Annotated in this window: 17 protein-coding genes; 12 read left to right on the forward strand and 5 right to left on the reverse strand. The window is 51.7% G+C overall.

Annotated features, from left to right (window positions below):
* Window positions 1–299: 299 nt before the first annotated feature.
* From mreB to tldD, 7 genes are all read left to right on the forward strand, one after another.
* A complete protein-coding gene (mreB, locus tag ACK8NJ_RS02370; protein WP_000913396.1) occupies window positions 300–1,343 on the forward strand; it encodes a rod shape-determining protein MreB in 1,044 nt (347 codons plus the stop codon).
* A 65-nt stretch (window positions 1,344–1,408) separates the two neighbouring features.
* On the forward strand, window positions 1,409–2,512 hold the full coding sequence (gene mreC, locus ACK8NJ_RS02375) for a rod shape-determining protein MreC (protein WP_000802511.1): 1,104 nt from the start codon (window positions 1,409–1,411) through the stop codon (window positions 2,510–2,512).
* A complete protein-coding gene (gene mreD / locus ACK8NJ_RS02380) occupies window positions 2,512–3,000 on the forward strand; it encodes a rod shape-determining protein MreD (RefSeq protein WP_000179409.1) in 489 nt (162 codons plus the stop codon). The genes mreC and mreD overlap by 1 nt, the downstream gene beginning before the upstream one ends.
* Before the next feature lie 8 nt (window positions 3,001–3,008).
* Entirely contained in the window at window positions 3,009–3,602 is a 594-nt protein-coding gene (gene yhdE / locus ACK8NJ_RS02385; RefSeq protein ID WP_000203096.1) for a nucleoside triphosphate pyrophosphatase YhdE, read from the forward strand.
* Window positions 3,592–5,061 carry a ribonuclease G gene (gene rng, locus ACK8NJ_RS02390; protein ID WP_000123197.1) on the forward strand — a complete coding sequence of 490 codons (1,470 nt, stop codon included), beginning with the start codon at window positions 3,592–3,594 and terminating at the stop codon, window positions 5,059–5,061. The genes yhdE and rng overlap by 11 nt, the downstream gene beginning before the upstream one ends.
* A 67-nt stretch (window positions 5,062–5,128) precedes the next feature.
* Window positions 5,129–8,929 (forward strand): AsmA2 domain-containing protein YhdP, encoded by a 3,801-nt coding sequence (yhdP, locus tag ACK8NJ_RS02395; RefSeq protein WP_001253547.1) that lies wholly within the window; start codon window positions 5,129–5,131, stop codon window positions 8,927–8,929.
* A gap of 155 nt (window positions 8,930–9,084) precedes the next feature.
* Entirely contained in the window at window positions 9,085–10,530 is a 1,446-nt protein-coding gene (gene tldD, locus ACK8NJ_RS02400; protein WP_000055898.1) for a metalloprotease TldD, read from the forward strand.
* Window positions 10,531–10,657: 127 nt separating this feature from the next.
* Here the strand turns inward: tldD and aaeR are convergent, their stop codons facing one another.
* Window positions 10,658–11,587, reverse strand: a complete 930-nt coding sequence (gene aaeR, locus ACK8NJ_RS02405) for an HTH-type transcriptional activator AaeR (protein WP_000440317.1) — start codon at window positions 11,585–11,587, stop codon at window positions 10,658–10,660.
* A 182-nt stretch (window positions 11,588–11,769) separates the two neighbouring features.
* On the opposite strand from aaeR, the gene aaeX reads away from it, so the two are divergent.
* The 4 genes from aaeX (at window position 11,770) to ACK8NJ_RS02425 (ending at window position 15,250) form a co-directional block, all read left to right on the forward strand.
* A complete protein-coding gene (aaeX, locus tag ACK8NJ_RS02410; protein ID WP_000051841.1) occupies window positions 11,770–11,973 on the forward strand; it encodes a p-hydroxybenzoic acid efflux pump operon protein AaeX in 204 nt (67 codons plus the stop codon).
* Window positions 11,974–11,980: 7 nt separating this feature from the next.
* A complete protein-coding gene (gene aaeA, locus ACK8NJ_RS02415; protein ID WP_000854033.1) occupies window positions 11,981–12,913 on the forward strand; it encodes a p-hydroxybenzoic acid efflux pump subunit AaeA in 933 nt (310 codons plus the stop codon).
* Window positions 12,914–12,918: 5 nt separating this feature from the next.
* Window positions 12,919–14,886, forward strand: coding sequence for a p-hydroxybenzoic acid efflux pump subunit AaeB (gene aaeB, locus ACK8NJ_RS02420; RefSeq protein WP_042096571.1), 1,968 nt, complete (start codon window positions 12,919–12,921; stop codon window positions 14,884–14,886).
* A 91-nt stretch (window positions 14,887–14,977) separates the two neighbouring features.
* Window positions 14,978–15,250, forward strand: a complete 273-nt coding sequence (locus ACK8NJ_RS02425; RefSeq protein ID WP_001029005.1) for a barstar family protein — start codon at window positions 14,978–14,980, stop codon at window positions 15,248–15,250.
* 55 nt (window positions 15,251–15,305) lie between these two features.
* Here ACK8NJ_RS02425 and yhcN read toward each other — a convergent pair whose 3' ends face one another.
* Entirely contained in the window at window positions 15,306–15,569 is a 264-nt protein-coding gene (gene yhcN / locus ACK8NJ_RS02430; protein ID WP_042096572.1) for a peroxide/acid stress response protein YhcN, read from the reverse strand.
* A gap of 366 nt (window positions 15,570–15,935) precedes the next feature.
* Window positions 15,936–16,406 (reverse strand): transcriptional regulator ArgR, encoded by a 471-nt coding sequence (argR, locus tag ACK8NJ_RS02435; protein WP_001257846.1) that lies wholly within the window; start codon window positions 16,404–16,406, stop codon window positions 15,936–15,938.
* A 434-nt stretch (window positions 16,407–16,840) separates the two neighbouring features.
* Between argR and mdh the strand changes: the two genes are divergently transcribed.
* Entirely contained in the window at window positions 16,841–17,779 is a 939-nt protein-coding gene (gene mdh / locus ACK8NJ_RS02440; protein WP_001295272.1) for a malate dehydrogenase, read from the forward strand.
* Window positions 17,780–17,841: 62 nt separating this feature from the next.
* Here the strand turns inward: mdh and degS are convergent, their stop codons facing one another.
* Both degS and degQ read right to left on the reverse strand, forming a co-directional pair.
* Window positions 17,842–18,909: an outer membrane-stress sensor serine endopeptidase DegS gene (gene degS / locus ACK8NJ_RS02445; RefSeq protein WP_000497723.1), complete on the reverse strand. Its 1,068-nt coding sequence runs from the start codon at window positions 18,907–18,909 to the stop codon at window positions 17,842–17,844.
* 89 nt (window positions 18,910–18,998) lie between these two features.
* Window positions 18,999–20,366, reverse strand: coding sequence for a serine endoprotease DegQ (gene degQ, locus ACK8NJ_RS02450; RefSeq protein ID WP_001295271.1), 1,368 nt, complete (start codon window positions 20,364–20,366; stop codon window positions 18,999–19,001).
* Window positions 20,367–20,417: the final 51 nt, after the last annotated feature.

The raw sequence follows: 20,417 nt of genomic DNA on the forward strand, positions 1-20,417 counted from the left end.
CGTTTAATCCGTTTTCACGTAGAATAACGCGCGCTGCGTCTCATGGGAGTGTGCTTGTCTGCTCGCCAGATTGTTGCAGCACATATGCAGATGAATGACCTTACGCGGTTGCAAACAGGCGAGGAATGCTGCTGATGCATTAAGCCTTTCTGGACTCAGGCAGAGATTTGTAACAAAGGAAACGAACTGCACTAATTTTCACCGTAGCAGATGATTTTTGCGCCTTGTCGCTGCTGCGTGTGGTTGGTAAAGTAAGCGGATTTTCTTTTCCGCCCCAGCTTTCAGGATTATCCCTTAGTATGTTGAAAAAATTTCGTGGCATGTTTTCCAATGACTTGTCCATTGACCTGGGTACTGCGAATACCCTCATTTATGTAAAAGGACAAGGCATCGTATTGAATGAGCCTTCCGTGGTGGCCATTCGTCAGGATCGTGCCGGTTCACCGAAAAGCGTAGCTGCAGTAGGTCATGACGCGAAGCAGATGCTGGGCCGTACGCCGGGCAATATTGCTGCCATTCGCCCAATGAAAGACGGCGTTATCGCCGACTTCTTCGTGACTGAAAAAATGCTCCAGCACTTCATCAAACAAGTGCACAGCAACAGCTTTATGCGTCCAAGCCCGCGCGTTCTGGTTTGTGTGCCGGTTGGCGCGACCCAGGTTGAACGCCGCGCAATTCGTGAATCCGCGCAGGGCGCTGGTGCCCGTGAAGTCTTCCTGATTGAAGAACCTATGGCTGCCGCAATTGGTGCTGGTCTCCCGGTTTCTGAAGCGACCGGTTCTATGGTGGTTGATATCGGTGGTGGTACCACTGAAGTTGCTGTTATCTCCTTGAACGGCGTGGTTTACTCCTCTTCCGTGCGCATTGGTGGTGACCGTTTTGATGAAGCTATCATCAACTATGTGCGTCGTAATTACGGTTCTCTGATCGGTGAAGCCACCGCAGAACGTATCAAGCATGAAATCGGTTCGGCTTACCCGGGCGATGAAGTCCGTGAAATCGAAGTTCGTGGCCGTAACCTGGCAGAAGGTGTTCCACGCGGTTTTACCCTGAACTCCAACGAAATCCTCGAAGCACTGCAGGAACCGCTGACAGGTATTGTGAGCGCAGTAATGGTTGCACTGGAACAGTGTCCGCCGGAACTGGCTTCCGACATCTCCGAGCGCGGCATGGTGCTCACCGGTGGTGGCGCGCTGCTGCGTAACCTTGACCGTTTGTTAATGGAAGAAACCGGCATTCCAGTCGTTGTTGCTGAAGACCCGCTGACCTGTGTGGCGCGCGGTGGCGGCAAAGCGCTGGAAATGATCGACATGCACGGCGGCGACCTGTTCAGCGAAGAGTAATCGGATGCAGGCAGGGGAAGCGTCTGTTTACCCTGCCTGGTCTGATACGAGAATACGCATAACTTATGAAGCCAATTTTTAGCCGTGGCCCGTCGCTACAGATTCGCCTTATTCTGGCGGTGCTGGTGGCGCTCGGCATTATTATTGCCGACAGCCGCCTGGGGACGTTCAGTCAAATCCGTACTTATATGGATACCGCCGTCAGTCCTTTCTACTTTGTTTCCAATGCTCCTCGTGAATTGCTGGATGGCGTATCGCAGACGCTGGCCTCGCGTGACCAACTAGAACTTGAAAACCGGGCGTTACGTCAGGAACTGTTGCTGAAAAACAGTGAACTGCTGATGCTTGGACAATACAAACAGGAGAACGCGCGTCTGCGCGAACTGCTGGGTTCCCCGCTGCGTCAGGATGAGCAGAAAATGGTGACTCAGGTTATCTCCACGGTTAACGATCCTTATAGCGATCAAGTTGTTATCGATAAAGGTAGCGTTAATGGCGTTTATGAAGGCCAGCCGGTCATCAGCGACAAAGGTGTTGTTGGTCAGGTGGTGGCCGTCGCTAAACTGACCAGTCGCGTGCTGCTGATTTGTGATGCGACCCACGCGCTGCCAATCCAGGTGCTGCGCAACGATATCCGCGTAATTGCAGCCGGTAACGGTTGTACGGATGATTTGCAGCTTGAGCATCTGCCAGCGAATACGGATATTCGTGTTGGTGATGTGCTGGTGACTTCCGGTCTGGGCGGTCGTTTCCCGGAAGGCTATCCGGTCGCGGTTGTCTCTTCCGTAAAACTTGATACTCAGCGCGCTTATACTGTGATTCAGGCGCGTCCGACTGCGGGACTGCAACGTTTGCGTTATCTGCTGCTGCTGTGGGGCGCGGATCGTAACGGCGCTAACCCGATGACGCCGGAAGAGGTGCATCGTGTTGCTAATGAACGTCTGATGCAGATGATGCCGCAGGTATTGCCTTCGCCAGACGCGATGGGGCCAAAGTTACCCGAACCGGCAACGGGGATCGCTCAGCCGACTCCGCAGCAACCGGCGACAGGAAATGCAGCTACTGCGCCTGCTGCGCCGACACAGCCTGCTGCTAATCGCTCTCCACAAAGGGCTACGCCGCCGCAAAGTGGTGCTCAACCGCCTGCGCGTGCGCCGGGAGGGCAATAGTGGCGAGCTATCGTAGCCAGGGACGCTGGGTAATCTGGCTCTCTTTCCTCATTGCGCTGTTGCTGCAAATCATGCCCTGGCCGGATAACCTGATTGTTTTCCGGCCAAACTGGGTGTTACTCATCTTGTTGTATTGGATCCTGGCTTTGCCTCATCGCGTAAATGTGGGCACAGGTTTTGTGATGGGTGCCATACTGGATCTGATCAGCGGCTCGACACTTGGCGTACGCGTATTGGCGATGAGCATCATTGCTTACCTGGTGGCGCTGAAATATCAGCTTTTCCGCAACCTCGCATTATGGCAGCAGGCGCTGGTCGTCATGTTGCTTTCGCTGGTGGTGGATATTATTGTTTTCTGGGCAGAGTTTTTAGTGATTAACGTCTCTTTCAGACCGGAAGTGTTCTGGAGTAGTGTAGTCAATGGAGTGCTCTGGCCGTGGATTTTCTTGCTGATGCGTAAAGTCCGTCAGCAGTTTGCAGTGCAATAAAGGTTTCTATGACTTCTCTGTATTTAGCTTCCGGTTCTCCGCGTCGTCAGGAGTTACTTGCGCAACTTGGCGTGACCTTTGAACGTATTGTTACGGGCATTGAGGAGCAGCGTCAGCCGCAGGAGAGCGCGCAGCAATATGTTGTGCGTCTGGCGCGCGAGAAAGCACAGGCGGGTGTCGCGCAAACGGCGCAGGATCTCCCGGTGCTGGGTGCGGATACTATCGTTATCCTGAATGGAGAAGTGCTGGAGAAACCGCGCGACGCAGAGCATGCGGCGCAGATGTTGCGCAAATTATCGGGGCAGACCCATCAGGTGATGACGGCAGTGGCGTTGGCCGACAGTCAGCACATTCTCGATTGCCTGGTGGTCACCGATGTGACTTTCAGAACGTTAACAGACGAAGACATCGCGGGCTATGTCGCCAGCGGTGAACCGTTAGATAAAGCAGGTGCATACGGTATTCAGGGGCTGGGTGGCTGTTTTGTCAGGAAGATAAATGGCAGCTATCACGCCGTAGTCGGCTTACCGCTGGTTGAAACGTATGAATTATTAAGTAATTTTAACGCACTGCGTGAGAAAAGGGATAAACATGACGGCTGAATTGTTGGTAAACGTAACGCCTTCGGAAACGCGAGTGGCGTATATTGATGGCGGTATTCTGCAGGAAATTCATATTGAACGTGAGGCGCGACGCGGAATAGTAGGCAATATCTACAAGGGTCGTGTAAGTCGTGTACTTCCGGGTATGCAGGCGGCTTTTGTAGATATTGGGCTGGATAAAGCCGCGTTTCTTCATGCATCTGACATCATGCCGCACACCGAATGTGTGGCGGGTGAAGAACAAAAGCAATTCACGGTGCGCGACATCTCGGAACTGGTTCGTCAGGGGCAAGATCTGATGGTGCAGGTGGTGAAAGATCCGCTTGGCACTAAGGGGGCGCGCCTGACCACGGATATCACGCTGCCTTCTCGCTATCTGGTATTTATGCCAGGGGCTTCTCACGTTGGGGTTTCCCAACGAATTGAAAGCGAATCAGAACGTGAACGCCTGAAAAAAGTGGTCGCAGAGTATTGCGACGAGCAGGGCGGGTTTATCATCCGTACCGCAGCGGAAGGGGTTGGCGAGGCTGAACTGGCCTCCGATGCCGCTTATCTGAAACGCGTCTGGACCAAAGTTATGGAGCGTAAAAAGCGCCCACAGACCCGTTATCAGCTGTACGGCGAACTGGCGCTGGCGCAGCGTGTTCTGCGTGATTTCGCCGACGCCGAACTGGATCGCATTCGCGTTGACTCACGCCTGACTTACGAAGCATTACTTGAGTTCACCTCGGAGTACATTCCCGAGATGACCAGCAAGCTGGAGCATTACACCGGACGCCAGCCGATTTTCGATCTCTTTGATGTCGAAAACGAAATCCAGCGAGCGCTGGAACGCAAAGTAGAACTGAAATCCGGTGGTTATCTGATTATCGACCAGACCGAAGCGATGACCACCGTGGACATCAATACCGGAGCGTTTGTCGGTCATCGCAATCTGGACGACACCATTTTCAATACCAATATTGAAGCGACGCAGGCTATCGCTCGCCAGTTACGGTTGCGCAATCTGGGCGGGATTATCATTATTGATTTCATCGACATGAATAATGAAGATCACCGTCGCCGCGTGTTGCATTCGCTGGAGCAGGCGTTGAGCAAAGACCGGGTGAAAACCAGCGTTAATGGTTTTTCGGCGCTGGGGCTGGTGGAGATGACGCGTAAACGCACCCGCGAAAGCATTGAGCACGTACTATGTAACGAATGCCCAACCTGCCACGGTCGCGGAACGGTGAAAACCGTGGAAACGGTATGCTATGAAATCATGCGCGAGATTGTTCGTGTACACCATGCTTATGATTCCGACCGTTTCTTGGTCTATGCTTCTCCGGCAGTAGCTGAAGCCTTGAAAGGCGAAGAGTCACACTCGCTGGCGGAAGTGGAAATTTTCGTTGGTAAACAGGTTAAAGTACAAATTGAACCGCTCTATAACCAGGAGCAGTTTGATGTCGTAATGATGTAAACAGATGCTGGGCCGCCATCCGGCAAAGGGTTTTTGAGTCACATTTTTAGCAGACAAGGAGTGACGGGTGAGGCGATTGCCGGGGATTTTACTGCTTACTGGAGCCGCGCTCGTTGTGATCGCTGCCCTGCTGGTTAGCGGCCTGCGTATTGCTTTACCGCATCTTGACGCCTGGCGTCCGGAAATCCTCAACAAAATAGAATCCGCGACTGGCATGCCGGTAGAAGCCAGTCAGCTCTCAGCCAGCTGGCAGAATTTTGGCCCGACGCTTGAAGCGCACGACATCCGTGCAGAACTAAAAGATGGCGGCGAATTTTCGGTTAAACGCGTTACTCTGGCGCTGGATGTCTGGCAAAGCCTGTTACATATGCGCTGGCAGTTTCGTGATCTCACTTTCTGGCAGCTGCGCTTTCGCACCAACACTCCTATCACCAGCGGTGGTGGTAATGATAGCCTGGAAGCCAGTCACATCAGCGATCTGTTTCTTCGTCAGTTCGACCATTTCGATCTCCGCGACAGTGAAGTCAGTTTCCTGACGCCATCCGGTCAGCGCGCCGAGCTGGCGATCCCACAACTCACCTGGCTGAACGATCCACGTCGACACCGTGCAGAAGGCCTGGTAAGCCTCTCCAGCCTTACCGGACAGCACGGCGTGATGCAGGTGCGCATGGATTTGCGCGATGATGAGGGGTTGTTAAGCAATGGTCGCGTCTGGCTCCAGGCGGATGACATCGACCTGAAGCCGTGGCTCGGTAAATGGATGCAGGACAATATTGCGCTGGAAACGGCACAGTTCTCCCTTGAAGGCTGGATGACGATCGACAAAGGCGATGTAACCGGCGGTGACGTCTGGCTGAAACAGGGCGGTGCCAGCTGGTTGGGCGAGAAGCAAACGCATACGCTGTCGGTGGATAATCTGACCGCGCATATTACGCGTGAAAATCCAGGCTGGCAGTTCTCTATTCCCGATACACGGATCACGATGGACGGCAAACCCTGGCCGAGCGGAGCATTGACGCTGGCCTGGATACCGGAACAGGACGTTGGCGGCAAAGACAATAAACGCAGTGACGAACTCCGGATTCGCGCCAGTAATCTGGAGCTGGCAGGCCTGGAGGGCATACGCCCGCTGGCCGCGAAACTTTCACCTGCACTGGGTGATGTTTGGCGCTCCACACAACCGAGCGGCAAGATTAACACGCTGGCTCTGGATATCCCGCTTCAGGCGGCAGACAAGACCCGTTTTCAGGCATCGTGGAGCGATCTGGCCTGGAAGCAATGGAAATTATTACCGGGTGCGGAACACTTCTCCGGGGCGCTTTCCGGCAGCGTAGAAAATGGTTTGCTTACAGCGTCGATGAAGCAGGCAAAGATGCCTTACGAAACGGTATTCCGTGCGCCACTGGAAATCGCCGACGGCCAGGCTACGATAAGCTGGCTGAACAATGACAAAGGTTTCCAGCTGGATGGACGTAATATTGACGTTAAAGCCAAAGCCGTCCATGCGCGCGGCGGTTTTCGTTACCTGCAACCAGCTAACGATGAACCCTGGCTGGGTATTCTGGCTGGCATCAGTACCGATGATGGTTCACAAGCCTGGCGCTATTTCCCGGAAAACTTGATGGGTAAAGACCTGGTTGATTACTTAAGTGGCGCGATTCAGGGCGGTGTAGCGGATAACGCGACGCTGGTTTATGGTGGCAATCCGCAACTCTTCCCCTATAAACACAACGAAGGTCAGTTTGAAGTGCTGGTGCCGCTGCGCAACGCGAAGTTTGCCTTCCAGCCGGACTGGCCTGCATTAACTAACCTTGATATTGAACTGGACTTTATCAACGACGGTTTATGGATGAAAACCGATGGCGTTAATCTGGGCGGCGTGCGCGCGAGTAATCTCACCGCAGTGATCCCTGACTACTCGAAAGAAAAACTGCTGATTGACGCTGACATTAAAGGTCCGGGTAAAGCCGTCGGCCCTTACTTTGATGAGACACCGCTGAAAGATTCTCTGGGTGCAACCCTGCAAGAACTCCAGCTCGACGGCGATGTGAATGCTCGCTTACATCTTGATATCCCGCTGAACGGCGAACTGGTAACCGCGAAAGGTGAAGTGACGCTGCGTAATAACAGTCTGTTTATCAAACCACTCGACAGCACCCTGAAAAATTTGAGCGGTAAATTCAGCTTTATCAATGGCGATTTGCAAAGTGAACCACTGACAGCAAGCTGGTTTAATCAGCCGTTGAACGTGGATTTTTCCACCAAAGAAGGGGCAAAAGCCTACCAGGTCGCGGTGAATCTCAACGGTAACTGGCAACCAGCGAAAACCGGCGTTCTGCCTGAAGCGGTGAACGAAGCATTAAGTGGCAGCGTGGCGTGGGATGGTAAAGTGGGCATTGATCTGCCTTATCATGCTGGCGCGACCTATAACGTAGAGCTAAACGGCGATTTGAAGAATGTGAGCAGTCACTTACCTTCACCGTTAGCCAAACCTGCGGGTGAACCACTAGCGGTAAACGTTAAGGTTGATGGCAATCTCAACAGCTTTGAGTTAACCGGACAGGCTGGTGCAGATAACCATTTCAATAGCCGCTGGTTGCTTGGTCAAAAGCTGACGCTCGACCGTGCTATTTGGGCGGCAGACAGTAAAACGCTCCCGCCGTTGCCGGAACAAAGTGGCGTTGAACTCAATATGCCGCCGATGAATGGTGCCGAGTGGCTGGCCCTGTTCCAGAAAGGCGCGGCGGAGAGTGTCGGTGGTGCAGCGAGTTTCCCACAACACATAACGTTACGTACGCCTATGTTGTCGCTGGGAAATCAGCAATGGAATAACCTGAGTATTGTTTCGCAACCGACGGCAAATGGCACCCTGGTTGAGGCGCAAGGGCGTGAAATCAACGCCACGCTGGCGATGCGTAATAACGCGCCGTGGCTGGCGAATATCAAATATCTTTATTACAACCCTAGCGTGGCGAAAACTCGTGGTGATTCAACACAGTCATCACCTTTCCCGACAACGGAGCGCATTAACTTCCGTGGCTGGCCGGACGCCCAAATACGATGCGCAGAGTGCTGGTTCTGGGGGCAAAAATTCGGGCGCATTGACAGTGATATCACCATTTCTGGCAATACATTAACGCTGACCAATGGACTGATTGATACTGGTTTCTCGCGGCTTACTGCCGATGGTGAATGGGTTAACAATCCGGGAAATGAACGCACCTCGCTGAAAGGAAAACTGCGTGGGCAGAAAATTGATGCCGCCGCAGAATTTTTTGGTGTCACGACGCCCATACGCCAGTCGTCATTTAATGTGGATTACGATTTACACTGGCGCAAAGCACCCTGGCAACCAGATGAGGCGACGTTGAATGGCATCATTCATACTCAACTGGGCAAAGGCGAAATTACCGAAATCAATACCGGACATGCCGGGCAATTGCTGCGCTTATTGAGCGTTGATGCCCTGATGCGTAAGCTGCGTTTTGATTTCAGAGACACCTTTGGTGAAGGGTTCTATTTTGACTCCATTCGCAGCACCGCGTGGATTAAAGACGGCGTTATGCACACCGACGACACGCTGGTGGATGGCCTGGAAGCGGACATTGCCATGAAAGGGTCGGTAAATCTGGTGCGTCGCGACCTGAATATGGAAGCGGTTGTCGCACCAGAGATTTCTGCGACGGTGGGCGTGGCTGCGGCTTTTGCGGTTAACCCCATTGTTGGCGCGGCAGTGTTTGCCGCCAGTAAAGTGCTGGGGCCGCTGTGGAGCAAAGTCTCCATTTTGCGCTATCACATTTCGGGTCCGCTGGACGATCCGCAAATCAACGAAGTGTTGCGCCAACCGCGTAAAGAAAAAGCGCAATGATTTGACGAGGGCGCGTAATTGCCCCAATCTCATATGATAATCGTTGCCAAAGGCCAACGAGCCGGAACATAACCGTAGGCCGGATAGGGCGTTCACGCCGCATCCGGCAGCCGTAAAAAATCCTCTACTGCAGTAACTAACGAGTAGCAAAAACGATGAGTCTGAACCTGGTAAGTGAACAATTGCTAGCGGCGAACGGCCTGAAACATCAGGACTTGTTCGCGATCCTCGGTCAACTGGCCGAACGTCGCCTTGATTATGGCGATCTCTATTTTCAGTCGAGCTATCACGAATCCTGGGTTTTAGAAGACCGTATTATTAAAGATGGTTCTTACAACATCGATCAGGGTGTTGGTGTGCGCGCGATTAGCGGTGAAAAAACCGGTTTCGCCTACGCCGACCAAATCAGCCTGCTGGCGCTGGAACAGAGTGCGCAAGCGGCGCGTACTATTGTGCGTGACAACGGCGATGGCAAAGTACAGACGCTGGGCGCGGTAGAGCATAGCCCGTTGTATACCTCGGTAGATCCGCTGCAAAGCATGAGCCGTGAAGAGAAGCTGGATATCCTGCGTCGCGTCGATAAGGTTGCCCGCGAAGCGGACAAGCGCGTACAGGAAGTGACTGCCAGCCTCAGTGGTGTCTATGAATTAATTCTGGTTGCGGCCACCGACGGCACGCTAGCGGCGGATGTCCGTCCGCTGGTGCGTCTTTCCGTGAGCGTTCTGGTCGAAGAAGATGGCAAACGCGAACGCGGTGCCAGTGGCGGCGGCGGTCGTTTTGGTTATGAGTTCTTCCTTGCCGATCTCGACGGTGAAGTCCGTGCGGATGCATGGGCAAAAGAAGCTGTGCGTATGGCGCTGGTCAATCTTTCTGCCGTTGCTGCACCAGCGGGCACCATGCCGGTAGTACTTGGCGCAGGTTGGCCGGGCGTGCTGTTGCATGAAGCGGTGGGGCACGGTCTGGAAGGCGACTTCAACCGCCGTGGCACTTCAGTATTTAGTGGACAGGTCGGGGAGCAGGTGGCTTCAGAACTGTGTACCGTGGTTGATGACGGTACGATGGTCGATCGCCGTGGTTCGGTGGCGATTGATGATGAAGGTACGCCAGGTCAGTACAACGTGCTGATTGAGAATGGCATCCTGAAAGGCTACATGCAGGATAAACTCAACGCGCGTTTGATGGGGATGACGCCGACTGGCAACGGTCGCCGTGAATCCTACGCTCATCTGCCGATGCCGCGTATGACTAACACCTATATGCTGCCGGGTAAATCGACCCCGCAAGAAATTATTGAATCCGTTGAGTACGGTATCTATGCACCGAACTTTGGTGGCGGTCAGGTGGATATTACATCCGGCAAATTCGTTTTCTCCACTTCAGAAGCGTATCTGATTGAAAACGGTAAAGTAACGAAGCCGGTGAAAGGCGCAACGTTGATTGGTTCCGGTATCGAAACCATGCAGCAGATTTCGATGGTTGGCAACGACCTGAAACTGGATAACGGTGTGGGTGTCTGCGGTAAAGAAGGGCAAAGTTTGCCGGTTGGCGTGGGCCAGCCAACGCTGAAAGTTGATAATCTGACTGTTGGCGGTACCGCGTAATAATTTCAGTATGTTCAGAAGGATAATTAATCCTTCCACGTGCATGAACGGTCCCCTTGCCCCTCTGTGGAGAAGGTTAGGGGAACCCGTTGGCACAGGTTTGTACAACGTAACAGTACAATATTAATTACTTCTCTTTCCCGCGCCCGTGCATCTCCTGAAACAATTTACCGACCTCAACAAAATAATCCGTTAGCGAGTTGATCACGACTTGTACCTTCAGCGGCAGCTTATCTTTTTCGGTATATAACGCATAAACCGGGCGTGGATCTGACTGATAACGCGGCAGCAGGATCTCCAGCTCCCCACGATTGATCTCGTTGATCACCCACATCAGCGGCACGTAGGCGATCCCGGCACCCGCCGTCAGCCAGCGCACCAGCGTCATCGGATCATTAGTCACAAATCTTCCTTGTGGGATCAGGCGAGTCGAGATCCCTTCCGGTGCGATCAGTTCAAATTCATTGTCGGGCCGCACGCTGTATTCAAGCCATGAATGACTACTCAAATCGGCGGGTTTTTCCGGTATGCCGTATTGTGTGAGATAGCTTTTTGCGGCGCACACCACCATTGGCATCGCGCCCAGACGGCGGGAAAACAGGCTGGAATCCTGCAACGCGCCGACGCGGATCACCACATCCAGACCATCGGCAATCAGGTCGGGGGCAGGAATTCCGGTAACCAGATTGACGCTCAAACCTGGGTATTCTTTCAGCATTTTTGCTGTCAGCCCGGCGAGAACATTTTGTGCCATAGTTGAAGAACAGCCAATGCGCAGCGTCCCGATGGGGGTGTTATTGAAGGCATACAGTTGCTCATGAACATCCTGCACTTCATGGAGCATCCGACGGCAGCCCTGGTAGTAAATTCTACCGGCTTCGGTCAGGCCAATGCTGCGTGTACTACGGTTTAACAGCTTTACCTGTAACTCATCTTCCAGTTTTGACACCGTCTGACTGATGGACGAAACGCTCATCTGTAGCTGTCTGGCGGCGGCGGTAAAAGAGCCAAATTCAACTACTTTGGCAAACACCGACATGCGTTTTAGTCGTTCCATTATTCACTCTGACTTAAAAGTGATTTAGATCACATAATATAGATAACAGCATAACAGTTACGCTAATATATTAAATATCAATCTACAGCAATGTTGCTCTCGCCCGGCTTTCCATGCCCTTCTCTGCGGCGACAGATGCTGAAAATAATAACGCCTGCTCTCTCTATACAACCAAGGTCAACATGAGTCTGTTTCCCGTTATCGTGGTGTTTGGGCTGTCCTTCCCACCGATATTTTTTGAATTGCTTTTATCACTGGCGATTTTCTGGCTGGTGCGCCGGGTACTTGTGCCAACAGGTATCTACGACTTTGTCTGGCATCCGGCGTTGTTCAACACCGCGCTCTATTGCTGTTTGTTTTATTTGATATCGCGACTGTTCGTTTGAGGTTGAAGTGAAAACACTAATAAGAAAATTCTCCCGTACGGCCATCACGGTCGTATTAGTCATTCTGGCCTTCATCGCAATTTTTAATGCCTGGGTCTATTACACCGAATCCCCCTGGACGCGTGACGCGCGCTTTAGCGCTGACGTCGTTGCGATCGCGCCGGACGTTTCTGGACTCATAACCCAGGTGAATGTTCATGATAACCAGCTGGTGAAAAAAGGACAGGTACTGTTCACCATCGACCAGCCGCGCTATCAAAAGGCGCTTGAGGAAGCGCAAGCCGATGTTGCTTATTATCAGGTACTGGCACAGGAGAAACGCCAGGAGGCCGGACGTCGTAACCGTCTCGGTGTGCAGGCGATGTCTCGCGAAGAGATCGACCAGGCCAACAACGTACTACAAACGGTTCTGCATCAGTTAGCGAAAGCGCAGGCGACCCGCGATCTGGCAAAACTGGATCTTGAACGCACGGTGATCCGCGCGCCAGCAGATGGCTGGGTGACCAACCTCAACGTCTATACCGGTGAGTTTATTACCCGTGGATCAACGGCGGTTGCGCTGGTGAAACAGAACTCCTTCTATGTACTGGCCTATATGGAAGAAACTAAGCTGGAAGGGGTGCGCCCTGGGTATCGTGCAGAGATCACGCCGCTTGGCAGTAACAAAGTGCTGAAAGGGACTGTTGATAGTGTTGCCGCTGGGGTCACCAACGCCAGCAGCACGCGTGACGACAAAGGGATGGCGACCATCGACTCTAACCTTGAATGGGTGCGTTTGGCGCAACGTGTTCCGGTTCGTATTCGTCTCGACAACCAGCAAGAGAACATCTGGCCTGCGGGCACCACTGCTACAGTGGTGGTCACTGGCAAACAAGATCGCGACGAAAGCCAGGATTCGTTCTTCCGTAAAATGGCCCATCGCCTGCGTGAGTTTGGTTAATCACGATGGGTATTTTCTCCATTGCTAACCAACATATTCGCTTTGCGGTAAAACTGGCGACCGCCATTGTACTGGCGCTGTTTGTTGGCTTTCACTTCCAGCTGGAAACGCCACGCTGGGCAGTACTGACAGCGGCGATTGTTGCCGCCGGTCCGGCCTTTGCTGCGGGAGGTGAACCGTATTCTGGCGCTATTCGCTATCGTGGCTTTTTGCGCATCATCGGCACATTTATTGGCTGTATTGCCGGACTGGTGATCATCATTGCGATGATCCGCGCACCATTATTGATGATTCTGGTGTGCTGTATCTGGGCCGGTTTTTGTACCTGGATATCCTCGCTGGTACGAATAGAAAACTCGTATGCGTGGGGGCTGGCCGGTTATACCGCGCTGATCATTGTGATCACCATTCAGCCGGAACCATTGCTTACGCCGCAGTTTGCCGTCGAACGTTGTAGCGAGATCGTTATCGGTATTGTGTGTGCGATTATGGCGGATTTGCTCTTTTCTCCGCGATCGATCAAACAAGAAGTGGATCGAGAGCTGGAAAGTTTGCTGGTCGCGCAATATCAATTAATGCAACTCTGTATCAAGCATGGCGATGGTGAAGTTGTCGATAAAGCCTGGGGCGATCTGGTGCGACGCACCACGGCGTTACAAGGTATGCGCAGCAACCTGAATATGGAATCTTCCCGCTGGGCGCGGGCCAATCGACGTTTAAAAGCGATCAATACGCTATCGCTGACTCTGATTACCCAATCCTGCGAAACTTATCTTATTCAGAATACGCGCCCGGAATTGATCACTGATACTTTCCGCGAATTTTTTGACACGCCGGTAGAAACCGCGCAGGACGTCCACAAGCAGCTCAAACGCCTGCGGAGAGTTATCGCCTGGACCGGGGAACGGGAAACGCCTGTCACCATTTATAGCTGGGTCGCGGCGGCAACGCGTTATCAGCTTCTCAAGCGCGGCGTTATCAGTAACACAAAAATCAACGCCACCGAAGAAGAGATCCTGCAAGGCGAACCGGAAGTCAAAGTAGAGTCAGCCGAACGTCATCATGCGATGGTTAACTTCTGGCGAACCACACTTTCCTGCATTCTGGGGACGCTTTTCTGGCTGTGGACGGGCTGGACTTCCGGTAGTGGTGCAATGGTGATGATTGCGGTAGTGACGTCACTGGCAATGCGTTTGCCGAATCCACGCATGGTGGCGATCGACTTTATCTACGGGACGCTGGCAGCGCTGCCGTTAGGGCTGCTCTACTTTTTGGTGATTATCCCTAATACTCAACAGAGCATGTTGCTGCTGTGTATTAGCCTGGCAGTGCTGGGATTCTTCCTCGGTATAGAAGTACAGAAACGGCGACTGGGCTCGATGGGGGCGCTGGCCAGCACCATAAATATTATCGTGCTGGATAACCCGATGACTTTCCATTTCAGTCAGTTTCTCGACAGCGCATTAGGGCAAATCGTCGGCTGTGTGCTCGCGTTCACCGTTATTTTGCTGGTGCGGGATAAATCGCGCGACAGGACTGGACGTGTACTGCTTAATCAGTTTGTTTCTGCCGCTGTTTCCGCGATGACTACCAATGTGGCACGTCGTAAAGAGAATCACCTCCCGGCACTTTATCAGCAGCTGTTTTTGCTGATGAATAAGTTCCCAGGGGATTTGCCGAAATTTCGCCTGGCGCTGACGATGATTATCGCGCACCAGCGCCTGCGTGATGCGCCGATCCCGATTAACGAGGATTTATCGGCGTTTCACCGACAAATGCGCCGCACAGCAGACCATGTGATATCTGCCCGTAGCGATGATAAACGTCGTCGGTATTTTGGACAGTTGCTGGAAGAACTGGAAATCTACCAGGAAAAGCTACGCATCTGGCAAGCGCCACCGCAGGTGACGGAACCAGTACATCGGCTTACGGGTATGCTCCATAAGTATCAACATGCGTTGACCGATAGTTAAGTCAAAACCGACGCCCGAAGCGTCGGTTTTTTCATGGCTATACTTAGCGATGAACGGCAGAACTCGCCGCGAAACGTGACGGTGGCAACAGATGAATATTTATACCTTTGATTTTGATGAGATTGAGAGTCAGGAGGATTTTTATCGCGACTTCAGCCAAGCCTTTGGTCTGGCGAAAGATAAGGTACGCGATCTCGACTCACTATGGGATGTGTTAATGAACGATGTCCTGCCGCTACCACTTGAGATTGAATTTGTTCATCTGGGAGAGAAAACGCGTCGCCGTTTTGGCGCGTTAATATTGCTGTTTGATGAGGCAGAGGAAGAGCTGGAAGGGCATTTGCGTTTTAATGTTCGTCATTAGCGCAAAAAAAAGCCCCCGAACCGGGGGCAATATCGTCGGACAAGACGATGAGGGTTTATTTGTACAGTTCAGCCGTAGCGTGCCAGGTGTCACCGCTACGAGCTTCCGTAATCTGGTAGGCCGTTGCGCCTTTCTCTTCCGCTTTTTTGTTCAGCATTTCACGCATATCCATTGGCGAAGACGCCACACCACTTACGGATACGGTCCCGATTGCTTCACGATTTTGTGCTTGTGCAGCATCAATGGAGTCGGCAGCGAATGCACCGAAAGAGAAAACAGAAAGTACGCTTAATGCAGCAACAGTGGTTTTGATTTTCATGATTTTTACCTCGACATAATCTTTTAGCTGGGCCTTTGTTTCGTGACCCATATCACAAAATCAAGTATACACTAATTATTGAACTAATTAATACCACGCTAACTGTTTCAGTTGATACTAAGTGTTAAAAATGTGAGTTTTAATAACAAAAAAGAATTAAAAACACGGTTACTTATTATTAATTCTATTATTTTCAATTAGATAATTAATTTTGCATAATGTGCTTTTTTTAACTCATGTATTTATTATGTGAGTGATATGTCGCGATAAAACGCACTATTCGTTAAATTAATCGCAGGAGAAAGCAGGGGGGGGTGAGAGGGAAAAACAACATTTTCCCCGCCGCCAGAAGCGACGGGGCAGAGATTAAAGCTCCTGGTCGAACAGCTCTAAAATCGCTTCGTACAGGTCTTTGACGGTGAAACCGTTAGCAGGGGTGGTAAAGATGGTGTCATCGCCAGCGATGGTGCCCAGAATACCTTCTGCTTTGCCCAGTGAATCCAGCAGGCGAGCAATTAACTGCGCCGCGCCAGGGCTGGTATGAATCACGACAACTGCATCGTTGTAGTCGATATCCAGCACCAGATTCTTCAATGGACTGGAGGTAGTTGGTACACCCAGTTCAGCTGGCAGGCAGTAAACCATTTCCATTTTGGCATTGCGTGTACGTACAGCACCAAACTTGGTCAACATCCGCGAGACTTTAGACTGATTAATATTGTCAAAGCCTTGCTCCTGCAACGCGGCGACGATTTCGCCCTGGGAGCTAAATTTCTCTTCTTTAAGTAATGCTTTAAATGCTTTAACTAGTTCTTCTTGCTTAGCCGAGCTTCGCATAAGTCACCCGATATGGTGGTTGATACAACATTATTGTGCATACAGATGAATTTTTATGCAAACAGTCAGCCCTGAAGAAGGCTGAAATAATGTTATGAAAGAGCGGGATTTTATCAAATTTCGTTATTGAGAAACATGCCTGCGTCACGGCATGCAAATTCTGCTTAAAAGTAAATTAATTGTTATCAAATTGATGTTGTTTTGGCTGAACGGTAGGGTATATTGTCACCACCTGTTGGAATGTTGCGCTAATGCATAAGCGACTGTTAATTACGTAAGTTAGGTTCCTGATTACGGCAATTAAATGCATAAACGCTAAACTTGCGTGACTACACATTCTTGAGATGTGGTCATTGTAAACGGCAATTTTGTGGATTAAGGTCGCGGCAGCGGAGCAACATATCTTAGTTTATCAATATAATAAGGAGTTTAGGATGAAAGTCGCAGTCCTCGGCGCTGCTGGCGGTATTGGCCAGGCGCTTGCACTACTGTTAAAAACCCAACTGCCTTCAGGTTCAGAACTCTCTCTGTATGATATCGCTCCAGTGACTCCCGGTGTGGCTGTCGATCTGAGCCATATCCCTACTGCTGTGAAAATCAAAGGTTTTTCTGGTGAAGATGCGACTCCGGCGCTGGAAGGCGCAGATGTCGTTCTTATCTCTGCAGGTGTAGCGCGTAAACCGGGTATGGATCGTTCCGACCTGTTTAACGTTAACGCCGGCATCGTGAAAAATCTGGTACAGCAAGTTGCGAAAACCTGCCCAAAAGCGTGCATTGGTATTATCACTAACCCGGTTAACACCACAGTTGCGATTGCTGCTGAAGTGCTGAAAAAAGCCGGTGTTTATGACAAAAATAAACTGTTCGGCGTTACAACACTGGATATCATTCGTTCCAACACCTTTGTTGCGGAACTGAAAGGCAAACAGCCAGGCGAAGTTGAAGTGCCGGTTATTGGCGGTCACTCTGGTGTTACCATTCTGCCGCTGCTGTCACAGGTTCCTGGCGTTAGTTTTACCGAGCAGGAAGTGGCTGATCTGACCAAACGTATCCAGAACGCGGGTACTGAGGTGGTTGAAGCGAAAGCCGGTGGCGGGTCTGCAACCCTGTCTATGGGCCAGGCAGCTGCACGTTTTGGTCTGTCTCTGGTACGCGCACTACAGGGCGAACAAGGCGTTGTCGAATGTGCCTACGTTGAAGGCGACGGTCAGTACGCACGTTTCTTCTCTCAACCGCTGCTGCTGGGTAAAAACGGCGTGGAAGAGCGTAAATCTATCGGCACCCTGAGCGCATTTGAACAGAACGCGCTGGAAGGTATGCTGGATACGCTGAAGAAAGATATCGCCCTGGGCGAAGAGTTCGTTAATAAGTAATTGATTAGCGGATAATAAAAAACCGGAGCACAGACTCCGGTTTTTTGTTTTGAGCGCACGACTTAATTGGTTGCCGGATATTCCTGAATGGTGACCTGCAGCGTTAACTGCTTATCATCACGCATCACTACAACCGGGATCACCGAGCCAGGGCGAATTTCCGCCACCTGATCCATCGTCTCCAGAGCAGAGATGGCCGGTTTGTTATCCACCGAAATAATCAAATCGTTGACCTGAATACCCGCATTCGCCGCCGGGCCGTCAGGTGACACTTCATTAACCACGATCCCTTGCAGTTGATCTATACCACCGCCCTGCGCGTGCAGTGGTGCGATCTCACGTCCGCCGATACCAATGTAGCCGCGGATCACGCGACCATCGCGGATCAGTTTATCCATAATTTTGGTTGCTAACTGGAAAGGAATCGCAAAGCCGATACCTTCCGGCGTTTCGCCATCGTTACTCTTATCAAACGACAGCGTGTTAATGCCCATCAGTTCGCCCAGCGAGTTCACCAGCGCGCCGCCAGAGTTACCGTGGTTAATGGAAGCATCTGTTTGCAGGAAGTTTTGCCGCCCGGTCGGGTTCAGACCGATTCGACCCGTGGCACTAATAATCCCCTGGGTAATGGTCTGCCCGAGGTTGTACGGGTTACCGATCGCCAGTACCACGTCGCCAATGTGCGGTACGCGACGTGCATTGATTGGAATGGTAGGTAAACCGCCAGTGGCATTAATTTTAAGTACCGCCAGATCGGTTAGAGAGTCAGATCCCACCAGCAATGCTTCAAATACACGTCCATCCTGTAAGGCGACGATGATCTGATCGGCGTCGTTGATGACGTGTTTATTGGTGATGATATAACCGCGTTGATCCATGATTACACCGGATCCCAGGGTGCGGATCTCAAGCTGGTTGTGAGAGTTGGTGTTCAAACCACGGTTGTAAACGTTAACCACCGCTGGCGCGGCGCGGCGAACCGCCAGATTATAGCTGGCAGGCGTCTCATCGGTACTGTCAAATTGCGGAGTGGAAAGCGGGTTAAGGCTGCGCAGCGAAGGCATGGCAACCAGCAGAATAGCGCCGACAATTAATCCAATCGCAACGGAACGTAAGAGCTTCACAAACATGATGGAGGCGTCATTAAAAAAGGGAACGGCAGCAGCATACCACGAGTTAACCGGACATCACACGTCAGCCTGATGCCCGGTTTACGACATTAACGCATCAGCAGATAGATGCTTTCATTGCCGCGTACAATTTGCAGGGCGATGATGGCCGGTTTTGCCGCCAGCACTTTACGCATTTCAGCAATCGAGTTCACCCGATCGCGGTTGACGCCAATGATCACATCGTCTTTTTGCAAGCCAGCCTGAGCAGCTGGGCTTCCTTTGACAACTTCATCGATTTTAATACCTTTGCCGCCATCTTTTAGCTGACCATCGCTCAACGTTGCACCTTCCAGCGCTGGCGTGATCATTTCAGCGCTGGCCGACGAAGAGGTGCTGGTATCGAGCGTCACTTCTACTTCCAGTGGTTTGCCGTTACGCAGCAGGCCAAGCTTCACTTTCGTGCCCGGCTCGGTGGTTGCGATACGAGAGCGCAACTCAGCAAAGCTATTCAGCGGTTTGCCGTTGAGGCTGGTAATAATATCGCCCGCTTTGACGCCCGCTTTTGCCGAGCCAGAACCTGGCAACACTTCGCTGACAAACGCGCCACGCTGCACGTCAAGGTTGAAGGCTTTGGCGATATCGGCACTCATCTCTGTGCCTTTGATGCCTAACAGACCGCGTTTGATTTCACCAAAGTCGATAAGCTGCTGCGCCAGTGTTCGCGCCATATTACTGGGGATGGCAAATCCAATCCCGACGCTCCCGCCGCCAGGCGCAAGGATTGCCGTGTTGATGCCAATTAACTCACCGTTAAGGTTTAACAGTGCACCGCCGGAGTTACCGCGGTTAATGGAAGCATCTGTCTGGATAAAGTTTTCCAGACCTTCAAGATTCAACCCGCTGCGGCCTAATGCGGAAACAATGCCAGAGGTGGCGGTTTGCCCAAGGCCAAATGGGTTACCGACCGCCACGGCAAAATCACCGACGCGCAATTTATCGGAGTCGGCAATAGCGATTTGCGTTAATTTGCTCGGGTTTTGAATTTGCAACAGGGCGATATCGCTCTGGTCATCGCTACCAATCAGTTTTGCATCAAACTCGCGCCCATCATTGAGCTGAATACTGATTTTCTGTGCTTGATTAATCACATGGTTGTTAGTCAGCACATAGCCTTTACTGGCGTTGATGATGACACCGGAGCCTAAACCTTCGAAGGGTTGTGCAGGTTGATCCGGTAAATCATCACCAAAAAACTTTTTGAATTCTTCCGGGATTTTCTGTCCCTGACTGGCCGTTCCTTCCACCCGTACGCTCACCACTGCCGGAAGCACTTTTTCCAGCATTGGGGCCAGACTGGGGAGAGGGGCCTGATCGGCAACCTGGCCTGGAATCGACGCAACGGCCTGAAAAGACGCCGAGAGAGTTAACCCGACACTTAACGCTAATGCACTCAACAGCTGGGTTTGTTTTTTCATTATTCCTGCTCTCGTACCTGAATGATAAGAAAAGAGATTCAAAACAGTTTG

It is taken from the genome of Escherichia sp. F1, assembly GCF_046764225.1.
Lineage (GTDB): Bacteria > Pseudomonadota > Gammaproteobacteria > Enterobacterales > Enterobacteriaceae > Escherichia > Escherichia coli.

Bases quoted from the DNA above. Each gene is read 5' to 3' on its own strand.
- mreB (WP_000913396.1), top strand. From the start codon at position 300: ATGTTGAAAAAATTTCGTGGCATGTTTTCCAATGACTTGTCCATTGAC.
- mreC (WP_000802511.1), top strand. From the start codon at position 1,409: ATGAAGCCAATTTTTAGCCGTGGCCCGTCGCTACAGATTCGCCTTATT.
- yhdE (WP_000203096.1), top strand. From the start codon at position 3,009: ATGACTTCTCTGTATTTAGCTTCCGGTTCTCCGCGTCGTCAGGAGTTA.
- rng (WP_000123197.1), top strand. From the start codon at position 3,592: ATGACGGCTGAATTGTTGGTAAACGTAACGCCTTCGGAAACGCGAGTG.
- tldD (WP_000055898.1), top strand. From the start codon at position 9,085: ATGAGTCTGAACCTGGTAAGTGAACAATTGCTAGCGGCGAACGGCCTG.
- aaeR (WP_000440317.1), bottom strand. From the start codon at position 11,587: ATGGAACGACTAAAACGCATGTCGGTGTTTGCCAAAGTAGTTGAATTT.
- aaeX (WP_000051841.1), top strand. From the start codon at position 11,770: ATGAGTCTGTTTCCCGTTATCGTGGTGTTTGGGCTGTCCTTCCCACCG.
- aaeB (WP_042096571.1), top strand. From the start codon at position 12,919: ATGGGTATTTTCTCCATTGCTAACCAACATATTCGCTTTGCGGTAAAA.
- ACK8NJ_RS02425 (WP_001029005.1), top strand. From the start codon at position 14,978: ATGAATATTTATACCTTTGATTTTGATGAGATTGAGAGTCAGGAGGAT.
- yhcN (WP_042096572.1), bottom strand. From the start codon at position 15,569: ATGAAAATCAAAACCACTGTTGCTGCATTAAGCGTACTTTCTGTTTTC.
- argR (WP_001257846.1), bottom strand. From the start codon at position 16,406: ATGCGAAGCTCGGCTAAGCAAGAAGAACTAGTTAAAGCATTTAAAGCA.
- mdh (WP_001295272.1), top strand. From the start codon at position 16,841: ATGAAAGTCGCAGTCCTCGGCGCTGCTGGCGGTATTGGCCAGGCGCTT.
- degS (WP_000497723.1), bottom strand. From the start codon at position 18,909: ATGTTTGTGAAGCTCTTACGTTCCGTTGCGATTGGATTAATTGTCGGC.
- degQ (WP_001295271.1), bottom strand. From the start codon at position 20,366: ATGAAAAAACAAACCCAGCTGTTGAGTGCATTAGCGTTAAGTGTCGGG.